At 72.2% G+C, this 20,254-nt stretch carries 18 protein-coding genes and 1 tRNA gene; 14 read left to right on the top strand and 5 right to left on the bottom strand.

Translation table 11 applies throughout. From position 1 onward, the window contains the following. Position 1: 1 nt before the first annotated feature. The 6 genes from glp (at position 2) to G3I54_RS35455 (ending at position 4,794) form a co-directional block, all read left to right on the top strand. Positions 2-1,312, top strand: coding sequence for a gephyrin-like molybdotransferase Glp (glp, locus tag G3I54_RS35480; RefSeq protein WP_164618666.1), 1,311 nt, complete (start codon positions 2-4; stop codon positions 1,310-1,312). Between the two features lie 99 nt (positions 1,313-1,411). Next, a complete protein-coding gene (gene moaC / locus G3I54_RS35475; RefSeq protein WP_164618668.1) occupies positions 1,412-1,912 on the top strand; it encodes a cyclic pyranopterin monophosphate synthase MoaC in 501 nt (166 codons plus the stop codon). Between the two features lie 146 nt (positions 1,913-2,058). Beyond that, positions 2,059-2,559 carry a MogA/MoaB family molybdenum cofactor biosynthesis protein gene (locus tag G3I54_RS35470; protein ID WP_032766941.1) on the top strand — a complete coding sequence of 167 codons (501 nt, stop codon included), beginning with the start codon at positions 2,059-2,061 and terminating at the stop codon, positions 2,557-2,559. Between the two features lie 17 nt (positions 2,560-2,576). Beyond that, positions 2,577-3,206: a GNAT family protein gene (locus tag G3I54_RS35465; RefSeq protein WP_164618670.1), complete on the top strand. Its 630-nt coding sequence runs from the start codon at positions 2,577-2,579 to the stop codon at positions 3,204-3,206. A gap of 168 nt (positions 3,207-3,374) precedes the next feature. After that, on the top strand, positions 3,375-4,616 hold the full coding sequence (gene glpR / locus G3I54_RS35460; protein WP_343240454.1) for a gephyrin-like molybdotransferase receptor GlpR: 1,242 nt from the start codon (positions 3,375-3,377) through the stop codon (positions 4,614-4,616). Positions 4,617-4,720: 104 nt separating this feature from the next. After that, a tRNA-Ala gene (locus tag G3I54_RS35455) sits at positions 4,721-4,794 on the top strand. Positions 4,795-4,912: 118 nt separating this feature from the next. Here the strand turns inward: G3I54_RS35455 and G3I54_RS35450 are convergent. Both G3I54_RS35450 and G3I54_RS35445 read right to left on the bottom strand, forming a co-directional pair. Continuing rightward, positions 4,913-8,302, bottom strand: a complete 3,390-nt coding sequence (locus tag G3I54_RS35450) for a hypothetical protein (protein ID WP_164618673.1) — start codon at positions 8,300-8,302, stop codon at positions 4,913-4,915. Between the two features lie 7 nt (positions 8,303-8,309). Beyond that, the gene (locus G3I54_RS35445) at positions 8,310-8,660 is read right to left on the bottom strand and encodes a hypothetical protein (protein ID WP_343240455.1); all 351 of its coding nucleotides are present in this window, start codon (positions 8,658-8,660) and stop codon (positions 8,310-8,312) included. Positions 8,661-8,987: 327 nt separating this feature from the next. On the opposite strand from G3I54_RS35445, the gene G3I54_RS35440 reads away from it, so the two are divergent. Then, a complete protein-coding gene (locus G3I54_RS35440) occupies positions 8,988-10,208 on the top strand; it encodes a S1 family peptidase (protein ID WP_164618675.1) in 1,221 nt (406 codons plus the stop codon). Between the two features lie 57 nt (positions 10,209-10,265). Here G3I54_RS35440 and G3I54_RS35435 read toward each other — a convergent pair whose 3' ends face one another. Then, the gene (locus G3I54_RS35435) at positions 10,266-11,339 is read right to left on the bottom strand and encodes a helix-turn-helix transcriptional regulator (RefSeq protein ID WP_164618677.1); all 1,074 of its coding nucleotides are present in this window, start codon (positions 11,337-11,339) and stop codon (positions 10,266-10,268) included. A 138-nt stretch (positions 11,340-11,477) separates the two neighbouring features. On the opposite strand from G3I54_RS35435, the gene G3I54_RS35430 reads away from it, so the two are divergent. The 3 genes from G3I54_RS35430 to G3I54_RS35420 all read left to right on the top strand — a co-directional run bounded on the left by G3I54_RS35430 (position 11,478) and on the right by G3I54_RS35420 (position 14,414). Further along, positions 11,478-13,010 carry a sigma-70 family RNA polymerase sigma factor gene (locus G3I54_RS35430; protein WP_164618679.1) on the top strand — a complete coding sequence of 511 codons (1,533 nt, stop codon included), beginning with the start codon at positions 11,478-11,480 and terminating at the stop codon, positions 13,008-13,010. Positions 13,011-13,063: 53 nt separating this feature from the next. Beyond that, entirely contained in the window at positions 13,064-13,525 is a 462-nt protein-coding gene (locus G3I54_RS35425) for a GNAT family N-acetyltransferase (protein WP_203687337.1), read from the top strand. A gap of 103 nt (positions 13,526-13,628) precedes the next feature. Continuing rightward, positions 13,629-14,414, top strand: coding sequence for an SAM-dependent methyltransferase (locus tag G3I54_RS35420; RefSeq protein WP_164618681.1), 786 nt, complete (start codon positions 13,629-13,631; stop codon positions 14,412-14,414). Positions 14,415-14,473: 59 nt separating this feature from the next. Here the strand turns inward: G3I54_RS35420 and G3I54_RS35415 are convergent, their stop codons facing one another. Then, entirely contained in the window at positions 14,474-14,965 is a 492-nt protein-coding gene (locus G3I54_RS35415; RefSeq protein WP_164618683.1) for a GNAT family N-acetyltransferase, read from the bottom strand. A gap of 50 nt (positions 14,966-15,015) precedes the next feature. On the opposite strand from G3I54_RS35415, the gene G3I54_RS35410 reads away from it, so the two are divergent. After that, positions 15,016-15,831: an exodeoxyribonuclease III gene (locus G3I54_RS35410; RefSeq protein WP_164618685.1), complete on the top strand. Its 816-nt coding sequence runs from the start codon at positions 15,016-15,018 to the stop codon at positions 15,829-15,831. 99 nt (positions 15,832-15,930) lie between these two features. Here G3I54_RS35410 and G3I54_RS35405 read toward each other — a convergent pair whose 3' ends face one another. After that, the gene (locus G3I54_RS35405) at positions 15,931-16,572 is read right to left on the bottom strand and encodes a MerR family transcriptional regulator (RefSeq protein WP_164618854.1); all 642 of its coding nucleotides are present in this window, start codon (positions 16,570-16,572) and stop codon (positions 15,931-15,933) included. 168 nt (positions 16,573-16,740) lie between these two features. Between G3I54_RS35405 and G3I54_RS35400 the strand changes: the two genes are divergently transcribed. From G3I54_RS35400 to G3I54_RS35390, 3 genes are read left to right on the top strand one after another with little or no spacing between them, the layout of a single operon-like run. Continuing rightward, positions 16,741-18,339, top strand: a complete 1,599-nt coding sequence (locus G3I54_RS35400) for an NAD(P)/FAD-dependent oxidoreductase (protein WP_164618687.1) — start codon at positions 16,741-16,743, stop codon at positions 18,337-18,339. Then, positions 18,336-19,289, top strand: coding sequence for an alpha/beta fold hydrolase (locus G3I54_RS35395; RefSeq protein ID WP_164618689.1), 954 nt, complete (start codon positions 18,336-18,338; stop codon positions 19,287-19,289). Before G3I54_RS35400 ends, G3I54_RS35395 begins: the two co-directional genes overlap by 4 nt. Further along, on the top strand, positions 19,286-20,179 hold the full coding sequence (locus G3I54_RS35390; RefSeq protein WP_164618691.1) for an SDR family oxidoreductase: 894 nt from the start codon (positions 19,286-19,288) through the stop codon (positions 20,177-20,179). The genes G3I54_RS35395 and G3I54_RS35390 overlap by 4 nt, the downstream gene beginning before the upstream one ends. Positions 20,180-20,254: the final 75 nt, after the last annotated feature.

Below are 20,254 nucleotides of genomic sequence, written 5' to 3'. Positions count from 1 at the left end.
CGTGAGCAGCACGATCTGGTCGGTCGACGAACACCTGGACGACATCGTCGCCGCGGTGCGGCCGCTGGAGCCCATCGAGCTGCAGCTGCCGGACGCCCAGGGCTGCGTGCTCGTCAAGGACGTCGTCGTGGAGGTGGCCCTGCCGCCGTTCGACAACAGCTCCATGGACGGTTACGCGGTCCGGATCGCCGATGTCGAGGGCGCCAGCGAGGAGTTCCCCGCGGTCCTCACCGTCATCGGCGACGTCGCCGCGGGCAGCGCGGGGCTCGCCGACGACCAGGTCGTGGGACCGGGACAGGCCGCCCGCATCATGACGGGCGCACCGCTGCCCGCCGGTGCGGAGGCCGTCGTCCCGGTCGAATGGACGGACGGCGGTACGGGCGAGGGCCCGGCCGCCGCCATGCGCGCCCACAGCGACGCGCCCGAGGACGCCACCGGCGAGGTCAGGGTGCACCGGCCCGTCGTCGCCGGCGCCCATGTCCGCGAGCGCGGCAGCGACGTCAAGCCGGGCGATCTGGCGCTGGCCGCCGGGTCGGTCGTCGGCCCGCCGCAGATCGGGCTGCTCGCGGCGATCGGCTGCTCGACCGTGGTCGTACGGCCCCGCCCCCGCGTGGTCGTCCTGTCCACCGGCAGCGAACTGATCCAGCCCGGCGAGACGCTGACGGGCGGCCAGATCTACGACTCCAACAGCTTCGCGCTGACGGCCGCCGCCCGGGACGCCGGAGCCATCGCCTACCGGGTCGGCGCGGTCGCCGACGACGCCGAGACGCTGCGCGCCACGATCGAGGACCAGCTGATCCGCGCGGACATCGTCGTCACCACGGGCGGCGTCAGCGTCGGCGCGTACGACGTGGTCAAGGAGGCGCTGTCCTCCGTCGGCGACGAGGACGAGCCGGGCAGCGGGATCGAGTTCCGCAAGCTCGCCATGCAGCCGGGCAAACCCCAGGGCTTCGGCTCGATCGGCCCGGACCACACCCCGTTGCTGGCCCTGCCGGGCAACCCGGTCTCCAGCTATGTCTCCTTCGAGTTGTTCGTCCGCCCCGCCATCCGCGCCCTGATGGGCCTCACCGATGTGCACCGCCCCACCGCCCGCGCGGAGCTGAGCGCCGAGAAGGCGCTCACCTCGCCGGACGGCCGCCGCCAGTTCCTGCGCGGCCGCTACGACGCGGAGGCGGGCACGGTCACTCCGGTCGGCGGTTCCGGATCGCATCTGATCGCCGCGCTCGCGCAGGCGGACGCGCTGATCGTGGTGCCCGAGGACGTCACCTCGGTCGAGCCCGGCACGGAGACGGACGTGATCCTGCTCCGCTGACCGCCGCCCGGTGGCGGTACGGTATCTGCCGCCGTGCCTTCCGGGGGACCCCCTCCGGGTCCGAGGCCCATCGGTGCCCCTACCGCTAGGCGGAGTGAGTTGAGTACGCAGAACAGGCTGACGCACATCGACGAGGCGGGCGCGGCCCGCATGGTCGACGTGTCGGAGAAGGACGTCACCACCCGCGTCGCCCGGGCCGCCGGCCGGGTGCTCGTCTCGCCGCGCGTGATCGAGCTGCTGCGCGGCGAGGGAGTCCCCAAGGGCGACGCCCTCGCCACCGCCCGGATCGCCGGGATCATGGGGGCCAAGCGCACCCCGGAGCTGATCCCGCTCTGCCATCCGCTGGCCGTCTCCGGTGTGACGGTCGACCTGAGCGTGGCCGACGACGCGGTGGAGATCACGGCCACCGTGAAGACGACGGACCGTACGGGCGTCGAGATGGAGGCCCTGACGGCGGTGTCGGTGGCGGCCCTGACCGTCGTCGACATGATCAAGGCGGTCGACAAGAGCGCGGTCATCACCGACGTACGGGTCGAGGCGAAGTCGGGCGGCAAGTCCGGCGACTACCGGCGCACCGCGCCGGAGGGACCGGACGCGTGACGCCGCCCGAGCCGGCCGCGTCCGGCCACGAAGGGCGGGCGCCCGGGCCCGGGGCCTCCGGCCACGAGGGGCACGCGCAGGCGTCGGGGCCAGGGGCCTCCGGCCACGAGCAGCCGGCAGGGGGGCCGGAACCCACCGGAGCCGCGTTGCTCTCTCCGTACGCCGCCCTCGTCGTCACCGCCTCCAACCGGGCCTCCGCCGGGGTGTACGCGGACAAGGGCGGCCCGCTGATCGCCGAGGCGCTGACCGGCCTCGGCTTCACGGTCGACGGCCCGCAGGTGGTCCCCGACGGCGACCCGGTCGAGGCGGCCCTGCGCGCGGGCGTCGCCGCCGGGTACGACGTGATCGTCACCACCGGCGGTACGGGCATCTCACCCACCGACGCCACCCCCGAGGCCACCCGCCGCGTCCTCGACCACGAGATCCCCGGCATCCCGGAGGCGATCCGGGCCGAGGGCCTCGCCAAGGTTCCGACCGCGGCCCTCTCCCGGGGCCTCGCGGGCGTCGCCTCCCGCACCCTGATCGTCAACCTCCCCGGCTCCACCGGCGGGGTGAAGGACGGACTCGCGGTCCTCGGCAGGCTTCTGGTGCACGCCGTCGACCAGCTCCGCGGCGGCGACCACCCCCGACCGGGGAGCCCGAGCTGAACATCGCGACCTGGCCGGTGACGCTGACCGACGGCGAGATCGTCCTGCGCCCGATAAAGATGCGTGACCAGCGGATGTGGCGCGAGGTCAACCGGCGCAACCGCGACTGGCTGCGCCCCTGGGAAGCCACCGTCCCGCCGCCCGCCCCCGGCGGCCCGATGGCGCAGCGCCCCACGTACCGGCAGATGGTCCGCCATCTGCGCGCCGAGGCGAACGCGGGGCGGATGCTGCCGTTCGCCATCGAGTACGAGGGCCGGCTGGTCGGTCAGCTCACGGTCGCGGGGATCACCTGGGGCTCGATGTGCTCCGGGCACATCGGCTACTGGGTCGACCGGGGCGTCGCCGGGCGCGGGGTCATGCCGACGGCCGTGGCACTCGCCGTGGACCACTGCTTCCGCACCGTGGGCCTGCACCGCATCGAGGTCTGCATTCGCCCGGAGAACGGGCCCAGCCGCCGGGTGGTGGAGAAACTCGGATTCCGCTCGGAGGGCGTGCGCCCGCGCTATCTCCACATCGACGGGGCCTGGCGCGACCACCTGATCTTCGCCCTCACCGCCGAGGAAGTGCCCGAGGGGATGCTCCGGCGCTGGCGCCGGTCGCGCCCGGTGACGCCGAGAAGCCCCGGACCGTCCGACGAAATAAAATAAGTGTTCGAATTTGATCGCGGGATGACCGTCGGATGACCGCATTGGGTCGGGCTATCGGCGGCTGTTGATCCGAACAATCACAAAAAAAGTCCGTGATATCAGCCGGATCGTGCGACACACCGAGCCAATTGGCGGATCCTTCCGCGCAAACCCCTCTACGGTGTGAGCGTGAGCAGCAGCGGCCTCATCTACGCAGTCATCGTCGGGGCCTGGGCCGCCTACTTGGTGCCGATGTGGCTCCGCAGGCAGGACGAGCTCAACGAAGCCCGTCCGACGGAACGCTTCAGCACCGCCATCCGGCTGGTGTCCGGACGGGCGGCGATGGAGCGCCGGTACGCCAAGGAGCTGCGGGAGCGCACCGCCGAGGAGGCGGCGCCCGACGTCGACCCGGACCGGGAAACGGACCGTATGGAATCCGTGGACGTCCGGGCCTTTGCCGCGCCTCCGGCGCACACGGAAGCCAGGCTGAGCGACCCGGCGCACGCGCCCGAGCGCGTCCCGGACCACCAGGCTTCCGACCGCCAGGCGCACGACCGTCCGGCGCATGACCGTCCGGCGCACGATCGTCGGGCGGGGCATCAGCCGTCGGACCGTCAGCCGAACGAACGCCGGTCCGGTGAGCGCCCCGCGGAGCACGCGCCCCCCGCCCAGCGGCGACCCCGCTCCGGCGCGGCCGACGCCGAGCGGGCCCGGCGCGCCCAGCGCTCCCAGGTCCTGGCCCGGCGCAGGCGGACCACCGTCGTCCTCTTCCTGGCCTTCACCGCCGGCGCGGTCGTCGCGGCGGTCGGCGGCCTCGGCTTCCTGTGGGCCCCGGCGGTACCGGCCGTGCTGCTGAGCACGTACATCGTGCATCTGCGCGCCCAGGAACGCCGACGGTTCGCCTTCACGATGGACCGTCGCCGGGCCGAGGTCGCGGCCCAGCGCCTGCGCGAGAACCGTCCCCGCAGGCACCAGCCCGCGGCCCCCGCCCCCGCCGAGCCTGACGACGACTCCGAGGCCCACCACCCGGAGCCGGAGCCCACGCCCACGGTCTCCCCCCAGGAGGCCGGCCGGCGCGCCCTCGTCGAGCAGACGGACCACGCGGAGTGGGTGGACCAGCAGCGCGAACGCGGCCGTGTCCAGGGCGACAGCTGGGAGCCCGTCCCCGTACCGCTGCCCACCTATGTCACCGCGCCCGTCGCCCCCCGGGCCACGGGCGGCGTGGAGGTCGGCGACCCGGAGACCTGGAGCGCGGCCCGCTCCAGCACCGCCGAGCCCAGCCAGACCGGCACGTCGCACCCGACGCCCCCCGCGGTCGACCCGGCCCCGCGCCAGCGCACGAACCAGTCCCGCCGCAACCGCGACCGGGGCCGGACCCCGCTCTTCGACCAGTACGACGACGAGGACCGGCCGCGCGCGGCCAATGAGTGAGGCGGCGGGGGCGCCGGGGGCCCGGGAAGCCCGACACCGCTGACCAGCGGAGGAACGGATTTCCAAGCACCCCCATGAGGGTGCTAGAGTTTCACACGTCGCAAGGGCCTGTGGCGCAGTCTGGTAGCGCACCTCGTTCGCATCGAGGGGGTCTGGGGTTCAAATCCCCACAGGTCCACAACCGACAGTTCTTGAGTAGCTCTCAAGAAACGTCACGAGATCCCGTTCCGCCGGAAGGCGGGGCGGGATCTCGTCGTTTCCGGCCACTCGTCGCCGCATCCCCGCCCGGGACGGGACTACCGCTCGCCCCGGGACAGGGACGCCAGCAGGGGCAGCTGCTCGGGCGCCACACCGGCGATCGCCTCGACCAACTGGTCCCAGGGGCCCAGGGACAGTGCCTTGGCGAGGAGGAGACGGGCCGTCGGGGTGGGGCCGAGTGAGTGGGCGATGGCTCCGATGGCTTCGCTGCGGCTGTCCGGCTCGCTGATGGAGTCGGCCAGGGCGAGGGTTGCCTCCGTCGCGCCCGCCCGGGCCGCGGCCTGGACGACATCGGCCGTGCTCCTGTCCCGCAGGGCGGGGCTGAAGATCTCGTCGAGCAGGGCGATGGCACGGGGGAGGTCGCCGGCGGCTGCTGTGCCCGCCGCCAGGTGCCCGAGGCCGTGTTCGTCCGCACCGGGCCCCAACGAATCCTCGGTCAGTCGTTCCGCCCGGTTCAGATCGCCTGTCTCGACGAGCTTCGCCACGACGGCGGAGAGGAATTCGTGCACTATGTCCTCCGGCAGAGACGTGGTGAGAGCCAGGGCCTCATCGATGTCCCCCGCCGCGAGGAAGGCGCCTGCGGCGCTGTACCTGTGCCAGCTCTGCTGGTAGGGGCTGTCCAGGGCTCTTGCCTCGTACAGGAGTTCCTGAGCCACCTCGCGGGCCCGGTCCGGGCTGCCCGTCGCGCCGAACGCCATGGCGATCTTCTCCATGGCGTGGGAGTACTGCGAGATGGACAGCCTTTGCCGGGTCTCTTCGAGCAGGGAGGCGAGCAGAGCGTTCTTCCGGTCGTCCCGGCCGGTGTGGTGCAGCCCCTTGACCACCTCCACCATGTCCAGCACCCGGGCGTATCCGTCCTCCGGCTCGGCCGATTCCTCGGCCCACCGCACGAGGGCGTACGCCGCGTCATCAGCGCCCGCCGAGATCAGTGCACCGGCCACCGCGATCTGCGGCGTCACCTTGCCGCGCGGCGCCCGGCTGACCCGCGCGAGGTCCGTGGCCGCCGCCACCACCGGTTCGGCAAGCTCCGGGCGACCCGCTCGGAGCAGTGATTCCGCCAGACGGACCCGAAGGTCCACCTGCCAGCCCGGGGAGGACACCTGGCTGATCGCATGGAGGTTCCGCACCGCCAGGTGCGCGCAGAGCGTCGGCTGTGCGGCCTTCGCCCATGCCGTTCCTACGGCGGTCAGAGCTTTCGACCGGAAGACCGGAGTGGCGATCCGCTCGGCCGACTCCAGCGCTCCGTCCGGGTCGCCTGATTCGGCGATGGCCGTCGCGATGGCGCACAGCTCCTCGTCGCGGTCGGCCGGGTCGGGGAGGAACCGTTCGACGATCCGCTCCGCCCGTTCGTGCTCCCCGACCGCTGCCAGGCCGGCGGCGACCTCGGGGAAGAGCCAGGCGAACTCCTGCAGGTCCGTTGTCGTCGCGGCCAACTCGGCGGATCTGAGGGCGATCTCGGCCGCCGACGCCGCGAGGCGAGGCGCTTTCGCCAGGCGTACGGCGATGAAGCTGAGGTTCTGAGCCTGTCGGAACACCTCTGCGTCCGCCGTGGAGGAGAGAGCGCGCTCCATCGCCGCCTGAGCCTGGCCGTCCTCCCCGAGCAACGAGAACGCGCAGGCTAGGTCGGCGTACAGCTCAGGGTGGTGGGTGGTGTCGGCAGCGGAATCGACGGCCCGTACTGCCTCGGCCGCGTGCTGGACGACAGTCGCCCTCACTTCCGGCTGCCGCCGTACGTCTGCCTCGGCCGCCGTCTTGACGACGGCGACGAGAGCTTCCGTCCACCGTTCCTCGTCCTTCACCACGGACGTCATCAGCAGGGCATCGGTGTACCGGCCGGCTTCCGCCAGTCCCTCCGCGGTCGCCGCCAGGAGGAGGTCCCGGTCCTTGAAGGTCTCCACGTTGTACGTCAGCTCGAGGGCCCGAGCCGGTTGCCCGGATGCGGCGAACGCTAGGGCGACGGCCACCAGAGCGCTCACCCGGGTGCCCGGATCGTGCCGCGACTTCGCCATGCTGACGGCGCGGTCCGTATGCCCGAGCCGCGCCCACAGGCCGATCAGATCGCGCGGCAGGGCACCCGTCCGTTCGTGCAGCCCGTCGCGGGCGGCGGCCAGGCGCAGAGCGGCGGAGACGTCCACGTCCCCGTTCCGCGTGCCGTCCGACAGCAGCTGGTCCAGGGAAGCCGACAACTCGCTGAGCGCTTCGAGGTCCGCCCCGGTGACCTGCCACAACCGCTCGTGCCGTTCCGCGTCGCACACCAGCTCCACCAGCCGCCCGGTGTCGCCCAGTTCTCGCAGGCGCTGGGCGTACCCGCGCAGCAGATACTCGGGTGTCGTGGCGGGCCAGCCCGCGCTCCGGTACGTCTGTGCCCACCGGTGCAGGCGGGCGCGGCAGTCCGTCAGCTCCGCGGCCGTGATCAGGTCCGCGGCGCTGCGCTGGATCTCCTCGTGGGCCAGGAGGTAGACCTCGGGGCCGTCCGGCGTCCAGTGCGCGGAGCGGCGGCGGAAGCTTCGGCCGCTGACGGCGGACAGCTCGCGCTCCACCAGGCGGGGCCGGCTCCCGGACAGCGCGGCGATGTCGCTCGCGCTGAGACCGCCGCCGGCCGCCACCGTCAGGCCGACGAGGTCCCATCCCAGACCGCCGGCGTCGCGCAGCCGCAGCAGGTCCTCCTCCGCGTCCCGGCGGGCTGCTTGGGCGTGCGGGGAGGGCTTCAGCCAGTGGTTGATCTCCGTGGTGTGCAGGGGGTGGTCGGCGGGCACGTCCTCCGGTACGGGCGGGTGCGGGCGGCCGGCCACGATGATCCGCATGCCGTGCGGAGGCGTACGCGGCAGCAGCGCGGCGATGCTGTGGCCGCCCGGCCCGGAGGTGATGCCGTGGTCCTCGTCCAACCCGTCCACCACGAGCACGAGCCGGCGGCCCTGTGCGGCGCAGTGTTCCGCCGTACGGTTCAGGGCGAGCCGCATCTGCTCGTCGCGGGTGTGGGGTGTGCTGAGCGGCTCCTCCTCCCGCAGCAGGGCGTACAGCTGCCGTTGGACGACCTCGCAGAAGGCCGCCGCGTCGTTCTGGCCCGCCATGCGGGAGGTGATGAAGAACGAGACGACGTCGATTCCGGGCGGCGGACGCAGGACGAAGTCGGCCAGCAGGGCGGACTTTCCGGCCCAGGCGGGGGCCAGCCAGCGCCAGTAGTTCTTTCCGGAGACGTCTTCCGAGCGTGTCTCCGTACTGAAGGACGCCAACTCCGAAAGCTCGGCCTCACGTCCACGGAAATCGGCCGCGGCCACCCGCTCGACCTGGAGCAGGTAGCCCGACACAGCGATCCGTGGTGCGGCCATGTTCGCCGAGCCGATGAAGACCCCGGTGTTCGAGAACGCGACGCCGCCCTCCGCCGACGCGTCGCCCGTTCCCTTCACCCCGATCCTGCCCTCGGCCACCGCGCCGCTACCCCTGCCGGAAGCCGGTGTTCGCGTTGCCCCCGTCGGCCTCCGCGTCGCCGGTGTCGCTGACGGAGACCGCGCCCGGCGTGCCGGTGGAGGCCGGGGCGATGAAGCCGGTGTTGGCCTCGCCGCCGCGGGACATCGCTCCGCCCGTTGCCTTGACCTGCACGTCGGGGCCGCGGGGCGGGCCGAGGGCCCCGTACACGCCGACCCCCAGGGCGGCCACGCCTACCACGGCGGAGATCACCCCGGCCACCTGATCGGCCCGGTCCCAGCTGAGGAAGGACAGCGCTCCGGCGAGCACGGCGACCGCCAGGCCCGTCCACATCAGTACGGTTCTTCGGGCACTGTTCACGGCCGCGTCCTTCCTTATTCGGAAGGCAACTCTACTGCTGGGGAATGGTGTTCGGGCTGGACTCGGACGCGCTCGCATTGCCGGGCGCAAAGGTCTGCACCTGCGCTTTTCGCCGATCTCTCTACAGTTCTCGGCCAGTTCTGTAGAAAAGAGCCCCGCCGTCGCTTCTTGTCGCGGCAGTTCCGGCTGCGCCAGAGTTCGAGGCGCGGCGACAGGAACATGTCATCGCCGCCGGGCAGTGTCCATGGAACACATCGCGCTTCCCCAGGCGCGGTGTGGCCACCCCCCCATTGTCTGGACGCTCGCCTGCGTAGCGGAAGGAATCGCGTGAAGCACAGCAGGAAGAAGAACGCGCGCAGATACATCGTCGCCGCCTCGATCGGCGCCCTTCTGTCGGCCGGAGTCGCCACAGGGGCCTACGCCGGTTCGACGACGGAATCCTCGGCTCCCTCGGCGCCGGCGTACCAGCCGGAGATGGTCAAGGCGCTCGCCACCACCCTGGGCGTCAGCGAGAAGGCCGCGGTGCAGCGGCTGGACCGCGAGGCCCAGCAGCAGGACCGGTTCGCGGAGTTGCGGAAGGACCGGGTCAGCACGCTCGGCGCCTTCTTCGCCGCCGACGGTTCGCTGGTCGTCAACGCCGCCGACGCCGAGGCGGCCGAGGAAGTCCGCGCTGCCGGCCTCAAGGCCCGGGTCCCCGAGCGCGGTGAGAGCAAGCTCGACCGCATCAAGGCCGAGCTCGACGCCAAGGCGCTCAAGAGCGCCCCGGCCGGGGTGTCCGCGTGGTCCGTCGACCTCGCTTCGGACACCGTGACCGTCGAGGTCAACGGTGACTCCGACGCCGCCACCCGCAGCTTCCTCAAGGCCGCGAAGAGCAACGGCGACGCCGTACGCGTCGTCAAGGGGCAGGAGAAGCTGGAGACCCAGGCCGTCGTTCCGCCCGGCAGCCGGATGACCTTCAACGGCTACCTCTGCTCCGTCGGTTACGGCGCCAAGGACCGCAACGGCAAGCAGGTGCTCGTGACCGCCGGGCACTGCATCGAGGACCTGCCCGAACTGGCCTACAACGGCACCCGGTTCGCCAAGGGCACCCACACCCGGTTCGCGCTGGGCACCCGCAGCGTGGACATGGGCATCGCCGCCGTCGACGCCGGCAACTCGATCGGCCTCGACGTCACCACGTACGGCAAGGCCGGCACCGTCCCGGTCAAGGGCAGCAAGCGGGCCCCCTCCGGCGCGGCGCTCTGCAAGTCCGGCCAGACCACCCAGTGGACCTGCGGCAAGGTCGGCTCGTACAACGTCAGCGTCACCTACACCGACCAGAACGGCGGCCCGGACACCGTCGTGACCGGCCTGGCGAGCTCCAGCGTCTGCACCCAGGGAGGGGACAGCGGAGGCGCGTACATCTCCGGTGACCAGGCCCAGGGCATGACGTCCGGCGGTCCCAGCAACCAGCGCTGCAACGGCCAGGTCAACTCGCCCGGCTCCTCCTACTTCCAGCCGCTCGACGACGCCCTCGCGTACTACGGGCTGACGCTCAACACCAAGTAACAGCACCGCAGTTCAAGACCGGCCAAGGCCACCCCCCAGACGCGGGAGACCGTCCACTCATCCTGGGCGGTCTCCCGTTCCACCTGTTCCCGGCCCGTAGTCCCATGCCACCCCGTGGACCCCGGGCTTGCACCGGGAGGTGAGCACATGGACGTTGTGCGCGTCGCTCAGCGGGATACGCCGCCGGCCGCGGGGCGGTTCGCCGACCTTGTCCCGGACGTAGCGGTGGCAGTCCGTCGGCAGGGCGCCCGGGTGGAAGAAGACCTGCTGGAGGTATTCGTGGAGGTTCGTCCGCGACCAGCGCTCGTAGTGTGTGGCCGGGGTGTCGGACGGGCTCACATCGACCGCGTAACTCACCACCGTGGTGTCCAGCTTGGCCAGTTCCCGGCCGAAGTGGATCTCCAGCACCAGGGATTTCAGCCCCTTCAGGTACGTGGCCTCGACGAGGCGTCCGCAGGTGACCCTGATGTCGACGGGCTCGGCCGCCTCGTCGTCGAAGCTGAGCACGAAGATCGCCCGGTCCGCCCCCGCCCGGCTGGCCCGCAGCACGTTCGTGGTGGAGATCCCGCTCATCGTGCCGCTCTCGCCGATCTTCACGATGTCGTGGACGAGCAGCGAACTGGTCTCCTGGTTGAAGTGGCGGAACCGTGCGCCGAGCGCCTTCTCCACCACCGAGTCCTCCCCGAGGATCTGGAGCGCCGCCCCCTCCGCACCGGGCGGGGTGATCCGGCCGCGCGGGCGGCGCGGGCCGAGCAGCGAGCGCAGGGCTCCGGCAGGCAGCTCCAGGATCTCCTCCAGCACGTCCACCGCCCGCAGGGACCGGGCCCGTTCGGGCTGGCTGCGGCCGCGCTGCCAGCTGCTGAGGGTGGCCTGGCTGATGGTGATGCCGCGCACCCTGAGCCGCTCGCTCACCCGCTCCAGGGACAGCCCGCGGCGGTTCAGCGCCTCCCGCAGGACGCCGGGGAAGGTGTCGGCGCCGGTCGCCGCCGCGTGCAGGGCCGAGGTGGTGATGGCCTCGCCCGTCCGCGCCGCGGTGGCATGCGCCTCGGTGGCGCGTGGGTCGGTGAGGCACGTATCGGTGACCCGCGCTTCGGTGGCGCGCGCCTCTTCGGTGTCCGTTCTGCTCGACATGTCCCTCCCGTTTCCGGCAGCCTCTCGGCGGGACGGCCGACAGGCCCCCGCATACTGGTTGACCACCGGACGGGTGGCGGATAACAAATCCCTCAGGGGTGACCTGTCCCACATCCGGCGGCGAACCGAACGAAGGGCGTGAACGGCGTGGACAGCACCGCTCTGGTCATCGCGGCGAGGAACGGCGACCGGGCCGCCGGGGAACGGCTGGCCGCCCAGTACCTCCCCCTGGTCTACAACGTCGTCGGGCGCGCCCTCAACGGCCATCCGGACGTGGACGACGTCGTGCAGGAGACCATGCTCCGGGCGCTGTCCGGACTGCCCTCGCTGCGCGATCCGGCCCGCTTCCGCTCCTGGCTCGTCGCCATCGCCATGAACCAGGTCCGCACCCGATGGTCCGGTCTCGGCCACCGTCCCGCACCGCTGGAGGCGACCGAGGACGCCGCCGACCCCGCCGCCGACTTCGTCGACCTGACGATCCTGCGCCTCGAACTCTCCGGGCAGCGGCGCGAGACGGCCGAGGCGACCCGCTGGCTGGACGACGCCGAACGCGATGTGCTGTCGCTGTGGTGGCTGGAGACGACCGGCGACCTCACCCGGTCCGAGCTCGCCGAGGCGCTCGGCCTTTCCCCGCAGCACGCCGCCGTACGCGTCCAGCGGGTGAAGAACCAGCTCGACGTCGGCCGCGCGGTCGTCCGGGCCCTGGCCTCCGACCCCCGCTGCCCGGCCCTGGAGGAGCTGCTGGGCGACTGGGACGGTACGCCGACGCCGCTGTGGCGCAAGCGGATCGCCCGCCATGTACGCGGCTGCGCCTCCTGCTCCGACGGCAGTGCGGGGCTGGTCCCGCCGGAGGGCCTGCTCTCCGGGCTCGCCCTCGTGGTGCCGCTCTACGACAGCGGGCAGTCGGCGGCGGTGGCCGTCGCCTCCTCGGCCTCGTCCGCCGCGCCGGCCACCGCGTCCGCGGCGACCTCGTCCGCCGCCGCCCCTTCCGCGTCCGCCGCGTTCTCGGTCGGGAAGGCGGCGGGGCTCATAGCCGGGGCGGCCGCCGTGACCGCCCTCGCCGTACTGATCTGGCCCTCCGCCCCCGCCCCGCCCGAAGCCCGGGGCGGCGGCGTCACCCACAGCCCCGCGCCCCCGCCGCCCGCGGACGCCCCCGCCGAGCCACTGCCCTCGCCCTCCACGGTCTCGCCCACGCCTTCGCCGTCGCCGAGCCGTACGGTCTCCGCCTCCCGGCCGCCCGCCGCCACCCCGTCGCCCTCCGCATCGCCCGCGCCCAGCAAGCCGCGCCCCGGCCCGGACACCGGTGTGGTCACCCGGGTCAACACCCTGCGCGCCGCGAACGGCTGCCCGGAGCTGGAGACCGACCCCCGGCTGACCCAGGTCGCCCAGCGGCACTCCGAGGACATGGCCGCGCGGAACTACTTCGGCCACACCGACTCCTCAGGCCGGGGCGCGGGCGACCGGGTCGGCGCCACGGGCTACGACTGGTCGGCCGTCGGTGAGACCATCGCGACCGGTATGAGCGATCCCGCCGCGGTCGTCGAGGAGTGGCGCAACAGCCCCGGCCGCGACGACGACATCTTCAACTGCGACTTCGTCCACGTGGGCGTGGGCATCGCCGACTCCCCGCGCGGCCCCTACTGGACCCAGGTGCTGGCCACCCCGAGGTGAGCTGTCGGGCCGATTGTCAGTGGCGGGTGCCAGACTCGGTCGGCATGGAGACCATGGAGAACGGTGTGCGGCTCAGGGATGTCGAACAGGCCGACCTGGAGGCGTTTCTCGCGTACGAGCACGACCCGGAGGCGGTCGAGAAGTCGCGGTTCCCTCCCCGGGAGAGGGAGGCGTTCATGGCGCACTGGAAGACGCGGGTGCTGGGCGACCCCACGGTCCTCGTGCAGACGGTCGTCGTGGACGGCGAGCCGGCGGGGAACGTCGTGGCCTGGTGGGAGGAGGACCGGCGCTTCATCGGCTATTGGTTCGGCCGTCCGTACTGGGGCCGGGGCATCGGCACCCGGGCGCTGACCGCGTTCCTGGAGCGGGAGACGGTCCGCCCGTTGTACGCGGACCCGGTCGTCGGGAACACCGGATCGGTGCGCCTGCTGGAGAAGTGCGGTTTCGTGGCGACGGAGACGGTGAAGCACGGGGAGAACGAGCACGTCGTTCTGGTGCTGGGCGGGAGCGCCTGATCAACGGCCGCTCCCGAGTGGTTACTTGACCGTAGGGCGGCGTACGCTTTCCGGGGCGCCGGCGGAGGTCCCGGCGCCGGTTCCGTACGGAGGAGTGGCTTCTGTGACGTCCGCCCCGCAGCGCGACCCGATCGACACGAGCAAGCCCCATCCGGCGCGCGTCTACGACTGGCTGCTCGGCGGCAAGGACAACTACGCGGTCGACCAGGAGGTGGGGGAGAAGCTGCCCGCCGAGGCGAGGGCCAACGCCGCGCGGAACCGGGCGTTCATGCACCGGTCCGCGGCCTGGCTGGCGCAGCGGGGGGTGGACCAGTTCCTGGACGTGGGCACCGGGATACCCACCGCCCCCAATCTCCACCAGATCGTCCAGCGGATCACCCCGACGGCCCGGATCGTCTACGCGGACAACGACCCCATCGTCCTGCGGCACGCGGAGGCGCTGCTGGTCAGCAGTCCCGAGGGGGCGACGGACTATCTGCACGCCGATGTGCGCGAGCCGGAGGCGATCCTCGAACAGGCGCGGAAGGTGCTGGACTTCGACCGGCCGATCGCCCTGTCGCTGATCGCGCTGATGCACTTCCTGCGGGACGAGGACGATCCGTACGGCATCACGCGGACGCTCGTCGGCGCGCTGGCCCCGGGCAGCTTCCTCGTGCTGTCGCACGGCACGGCGGACCAGCACCCGGAGCTGCGGGAGGAGACGGAGAAGGCGTACCGCAAGGGGGCCATCGCCCTGCGGATGCGGACCCGCGCGGAGGTCGAGCCGTTCTTCGAGGGGCTGGAGCTGGTCGCGCCGGGTCTGGTGCCCGCCGCCGAGTGGTACCAGGAGCAGCCCGCGCCCGCCCAGGAGCGCAGTGGGTTCTACGTGGGGGTCGCGCGGGTGCGCTGACCGAGGGTCGCGCGGGTGCGCCGGCCCCGCCCCGGAGTCCGTGGCCCCGGGGCGAAGGGTCACGCTCCGGGCTGCCGGAGCGGCTTGGCCATGCAGATGCTGCTCTCGTACTCCCGGTAGTGGCCGAACTTCTCGCACACCGTGTAGCCGCTCGACGCGTACAGCGCGATGGCCTCGGGCTGCTGGTCGCCGGTCTCCAGGACCATCCGGATGCGGCCGGCGGCGCGTGCGTCCTCCTCCAGGGCGGCCAGCATCCGCCGGGCCAGGCCCCTGCCGCGCCCTTCGGGGATCACGAACATCCGCTTGATCTCGGCGTCGCCGTCCCAGTAGCCCTGGTCGTTGCGGTTCTGGGTCCGCCAGCCGCCGGTCGCCACCGGGCGGTCCTGCTCGTCGTAGGCGAGGAGGTACAGGCCGTGAGGCGGCAGGAACATCGAGGGGTCGAGCGGTGTGAGATCGCCCCCATCGCCGTAGCGCTCGTCGTATTCGAGCTGCACCTGGTCGTTGAGTTTGACGGCGTCGGGGTGGTCGAAGGGCCGCGTCTGAATAATCATGCCATGTATCGTACATCTATGCGTAGGGGTGGAGTGGGTACTGTTTCGGGATGCTCACCGTTACCAGCGTGAATGTTAATGGGCTCCGCGCCGCCGCCAAGAAGGGCTTCGTCGAGTGGCTGGCGGGCACCGACGCCGATGTGGTCTGCCTCCAGGAAGTGCGGGCCGAGCTCGCCCAGCTGCCCGAAGAGGTGGGCACCCCCGAAGGGTGGCACACCGTCCACGCGCCCGCGGCCGCCAAGGGTCGCGCCGGCGTCTCGCTCTACTCGCGGCAGGCCCCCGAGCGGGTCCAGATCGGCTTCGGCGGCTTCGGTGTTCCCGGGGCCGAGGAGTTCGACGCGAGCGGCCGGTATGTGGAGATCGACCTCCCCGGTGTCACCGTCGCGAGCCTGTATCTGCCCTCCGGCGAGGTCGGCACCGAGCGCCAGGACGAGAAGGAGCGCTTCATGGCCGCCTTCCTGCCCTACCTCCAGGGCCTGAAGGCGCGGGCCGCGGCGGACGGCCGTGAGGTCGTGGTCTGCGGCGACTGGAACATCGCCCACCAGGAGGCCGACCTGAAGAACTGGAAGGCCAACCGCAAGAGCTCCGGCTTCCTCCCCGAGGAGCGCGCCTGGCTGACCCGCGTCCTGGAGGAGGCCGCGTACGTCGACGTCGTGCGGCGGCTGCACCCGGACGTCGAGGGGCCGTACAGCTGGTGGTCGTACCGGGGGCGGGCCTTCGACAACGACAGCGGCTGGCGCATCGACTACCAGATCGCGACCCCGGGGCTGGCCGGGCGCGCGGTGAAGGCCTGGGTCGAGCGGGCCGCCACGCACGGCGAGCGCTGGAGCGACCACGCGCCGGTGACGGTCGTCTACGAGCGGTAGCACGAGGCGTTACGCCTTCGGGGGCTGTGCCGCGGGACGTCCAGCCTCCGGAGGTCGTGCCGCGGGGCGTCATGCCTCCGGAGGCCGTACCGCGAGGCGTTACGCCTTCGGGGGCTGTGTGCCGTCCTCGCGGCGCAGTCTCCGGTCCAGGGCCATCGACAGCTCCGCGTCCACCACCGCGCGGGCCAGCGGGCGCAGTTGGGCCGGTTCGGTCTCCTTCGTGTGGGCATGCAGTACGCGTACGAAGATTTCGGCGAGCGCGTCCGCGTGCTCGCGGACGCGGCGGCCCGAGGAGAGCACCGTGGACAGCGGCACCCCTTCCCGTACGAGCTCGGCCGACACCTCCAGGAGGCGGCGGCTGATGTGCACGATCTCGTCCCCGTCGGTGGCGAGATAGCCCAGGTCCAGCGCGCTGGCGAGGTTCTCCGGCGTGACCTCGCCCTCGAAGTAGTCCGCGAGCTGTTCCGGGGTGAGGCGGACCGGGGTCTCCTCGGTCGGCTCGCCCAGGCCCAGCACCTCGGCGACATCGCGGCCGCTCTCGAAGGTGGCGGCCAGGTCGGCGATGCCGTTGAGAGTGTGGCCGCGCTCCAGCAGGCCCGCGATGGTCCGCAGGCGGGCCAGGTGATGGTCGTCGTACCAGGCGATGCGGCCCTCGCGGCGAGGCGGTGGGATCAGCCCGCGCTCCCGGTAGAAGCGCAGGGTCCGCACGGTGATGCCGGCCTCCTTGGCCAGCTCCTCCATGCGGTATTCGCGGTGCTCGCGTCCTTCAGCCACAAGGGCACCCTATGTTGTACCGCCGGTAACTTTCCTCGGTCCGACCCCTACCCATCAGTACGGTCCTGCTCTACTCTCCGAACAATGCCAGTGATTGCTGGCAGAGTCGCGTGACGTACCGCGGGAGGCGGCAGCATGGCCCAGCAGGAGCACGTACGTGTGGCGGTGATCGGAACCGGATTCGGGGGCCTGGGGGCCGCCGTCCGGCTGCGCCGCGAAGGCATCACCGATTTCGTCGTCCTGGAGCGGGCCGACTCGGTGGGCGGCACCTGGCGCGACAACAGCTATCCCGGCTGCGCCTGCGACGTACCGTCCCACCTCTACTCCTTCTCCTTCGCCCCCAACCCCGACTGGCCGCGCACCTTCTCCGGGCAGGAGCACATCCGCGCCTACCTGGAGCGCGTCGCGGACACCTTCGGGCTCCGCCCGCACATCCGGCTGAACCACGAGGTGAAGCTGATGAGCTGGGACAAGGAGAATCTGTACTGGGTGATCGAGTCGGCCAACGGCACGACGCTCCACGCGGATGTCGTCGTCTCCGCCACCGGTCCGCTCTCCGACCCCAAGATGCCGGACATACCCGGGCTCGACTCCTTCCCCGGCAAGGTCTTCCACTCCGCGCGCTGGGACCACGACTACGATCTGGCCGGCAAGCGCGTCGCGATGGTCGGAACGGGCGCCTCCGCGATCCAGATCGTCCCGGCGATACAGCCGAAGACCGCGAAGCTCACGCTTTTCCAGCGCACCCCGCCCTGGGTCATGCCGCGCATGGACCGCACCATCAGCAAGGCCGAGCGGGCGCTCCACCGGGCCGTTCCCGTGACCGGCACCGCTCGCCGCGGACTGCTTTGGGGCATACGGGAGTTGCAGGTCAGCGCCTTCACCAAGCACCCGGACCAGCTCGGCTTGGTGGAGAAGATAGCCAAGTCCAACATGGCGCGGGCGATCAAGGACCCGGCCCTGCGGGCCAAGCTGACCCCGGACTACCGCATCGGCTGCAAGCGGATCCTGCTCTCCAGCACCTACTACCCGGCGCTCGCCCAGCCCAATGTGGACGTGGTCGCCTCCGGGCTCAGCGAGATACGCGGCTCCACGGTGGTCGCCGCCGACGGCACCGAGGCGGAGGTCGACGCGATCATCTTCGGCACCGGCTTCCATGTGACGGACATGCCGATCGCGGAGCGGGTCGTCGGCGAGGAGGGCATCACGCTCGCCGAGTCCTGGAAGGACGGGATGAACTCGCTGCGCGGCGCGACCGCCGCCGGGTTCCCCAACTGGATGACGATCATCGGCCCCAACACGGGCCTCGGGAACTCCTCGATGATCCTGATGATCGAGTCCCAGCTGAACTACATGGCCGACTATCTGCGGCAGTTGAACGTCCTCGGCGGACGCGCCGCGCTCGGCGCCCGGTCCGCCTCCGTCACCGCGTGGAACGACCGCGTCCAGCAGCGGATGAAGCGCACGGTGTGGAACACCGGCGGCTGCACCAGCTGGTATCTGGACGAGGCGGGCCGCAACACCACCGTCTGGCCGGGCACGACGGGCGAGTTCCGGCGTCAGACGCGTTCGGTGGACCTCGCGGAGTACGACGTCATCCGGGCCGGCGCGGCGGGCGGTGCGCGGCGGTCCGCCGGGTCCGGGCGCGTACCCGAACAGCCCGGCCGTACCGACCGCGAGAGCGTGACCGCCGCGTCGGAAGCCGCGTCCGTCGCCGAGGAGGCCGCGCGATGAGCCGCCTCCTGCACCGCGACGCACCCGCACCGGTGCCCGCGGCCGAACTGACCGCGCGGTCCGCCGACGGTTCGCGGATACACGTCGAACTGCACGGCCCCGAGGACGCCCCGGCGGTGGTCCTGGCCCACGGCTGGACCTGCAACACCCGCTTCTGGGACGCCCAGATACGCGACCTCGCCGCCGACCACCGGGTCATCGCCTACGACCAGCGCGGCCACGGGCTCACCCCCGAACCGGGCCCCGGCGGCTACAGCACGAACGCGCTGGCCGACGACCTCGAAGCGGTCCTCGCCGCGACGCTCGCCCCGGGCCGCAAGGCGGTGCTCGCCGGGCACTCCATGGGCGGGATGACGCTGATGGCCGCCGCCGCCCGCCCCGGGCTGCGCGAGCACGCCGCCGCCGTCCTGCTCTGTTCCACCGGCAGTACGCGGCTGACCGCCGAGGCGCGGGTCCTGCCGCTGCGCGCGGGCGCGCTGCGCACCCGGCTCACCACCGCCGTACTGGGCGCGAAGGCACCGCTCGGCCCGGTCAACCCGGTCTCGAAGAAGGTCCTCAAGTACGCGACGATGGGCCGGGGTTCGGCTCCGGAACGGGTCGACGCCTGTGCGCGCATCGTGCACGCCTGCCCGCGCCGCGCGAGGGTGGAGTGGGGCCATGTGCTCGCCGAACTGGACCTCGCGGCGGGCGTACGCGAGCTGCGGGTGCCGACCGCGGTGATCGCCGGCGCGGACGACCGGCTGACCCCGCCGGTCCACGCCCGGACCATCGCCGCCGCGCTGCCGGTCGGCCTCGGCCTGACCGAGCTGGCCGGCATGGGGCACATGACGCCGGTGGAGGCCCCGGAGGCCGTCACGGCGAAGATCAGGGAGCTGGTCACGCGGTACGTCGCCTCGGGGGCGGCCGCCACGGGCACGGCCGCCACGGCGGAGAGGGAGGATGTCGCATGAGCAGCAGGCGGAATCTGGAGGGCCAGGTCGTCGTCGTCACCGGCGCGGCCCGGGGCGTGGGCGAGCTGCTGGCCCGCAAGCTGTCCGCGCGCGGCGCGACGCTGGCGCTCGTCGGCCTGGAGGCGGACGAGCTGAAGCACGTCTCCGAGCGGCTGCACGGCGAGAGCGACCACTGGTTCGCCGACGTCACCGACCACGCGGCGATGGCCCAGGTGGCGCGCGAGGTGAAGGAACGCTTCGGCAAGGTCGACGTGGTCGTCGCCAACGCGGGCGTCGCCTCGGGCGGCCCGTTCGTCGACTCCGACCCGGACGCCTGGCGGCGGGTCATCGAGGTGAACCTCATCGGCGGCGCGGTCACCGGCCGGGCGTTCCTGCCGGTACTGATGGAGAGCCGCGGCTACTTCCTCCAGATAGCGTCGCTGGCCGCGATCACCCCGGCCCCGATGATGACCGCGTACTGCGCGTCCAAGTCGGGCGTCGAGGCCTTCGCGCACAGCCTGCGCGCCGAGGTCGGCTACAAGGGCGTCAAGGTGGGCGTCGGCTATCTCTCCTGGACCGACACCGACATGGTGCGCGGCGCGGACCAGGACGACGTGATGCGCGAGCTGCGCCAGCGGCTGCCGTGGCCGATGAACCGTACGTATCCGCTCGGCCCGGCCGTCGACCGGATCGTCGACGGCATCGCGCGGCGCTCCCCGCATGTGTACGCCCAGTGGTGGCTGCGCGGCATGCAGTCGGTCCGCGGCTATCTGCCCTCCGTCATCGCGATCGGCGGACAGCGCGAGATGCGGCGCTTCGAGCCGCGCCTCCACACGGTGTCGAAGGGCTTGGTGGGGGCCGGAGGAGCGGCGGACCAGGACGCGCGAGCGGAGCGTGCGGACCGTGGGTGACGGTGGGTAGCGGTCCGAAATGCGTGAGATGTCGGGTCGTGTAACGCTGGGCACGGCCCCGCAGGGGGGCCATCC

It is taken from the genome of Streptomyces sp. SID14515, assembly GCF_010548505.1.
Lineage (GTDB): Bacteria > Actinomycetota > Actinomycetes > Streptomycetales > Streptomycetaceae > Streptomyces > Streptomyces caviscabies.
Note: the sequence above shows the minus strand (reverse complement) of the source record. Positions and strands in the feature narration are given on the sequence as shown.

What these genes read in the sequence shown, in the direction of transcription:
- G3I54_RS35435 (WP_164618677.1), bottom strand. Translation starts at nt 11,339, where the DNA reads ATGTCGAGCAGAACGGACACCGAAGAGGCGCGCGCCACCGAAGCGCGG.
- G3I54_RS35425 (WP_203687337.1), top strand. Translation starts at nt 13,064, where the DNA reads ATGGAGAACGGTGTGCGGCTCAGGGATGTCGAACAGGCCGACCTGGAG.
- G3I54_RS35415 (WP_164618683.1), bottom strand. Translation starts at nt 14,965, where the DNA reads ATGATTATTCAGACGCGGCCCTTCGACCACCCCGACGCCGTCAAACTC.
- G3I54_RS35410 (WP_164618685.1), top strand. Translation starts at nt 15,016, where the DNA reads ATGCTCACCGTTACCAGCGTGAATGTTAATGGGCTCCGCGCCGCCGCC.
- G3I54_RS35405 (WP_164618854.1), bottom strand. Translation starts at nt 16,572, where the DNA reads ATGGAGGAGCTGGCCAAGGAGGCCGGCATCACCGTGCGGACCCTGCGC.
- G3I54_RS35400 (WP_164618687.1), top strand. Translation starts at nt 16,741, where the DNA reads ATGGCCCAGCAGGAGCACGTACGTGTGGCGGTGATCGGAACCGGATTC.
- G3I54_RS35395 (WP_164618689.1), top strand. Translation starts at nt 18,336, where the DNA reads ATGAGCCGCCTCCTGCACCGCGACGCACCCGCACCGGTGCCCGCGGCC.
- G3I54_RS35390 (WP_164618691.1), top strand. Translation starts at nt 19,286, where the DNA reads ATGAGCAGCAGGCGGAATCTGGAGGGCCAGGTCGTCGTCGTCACCGGC.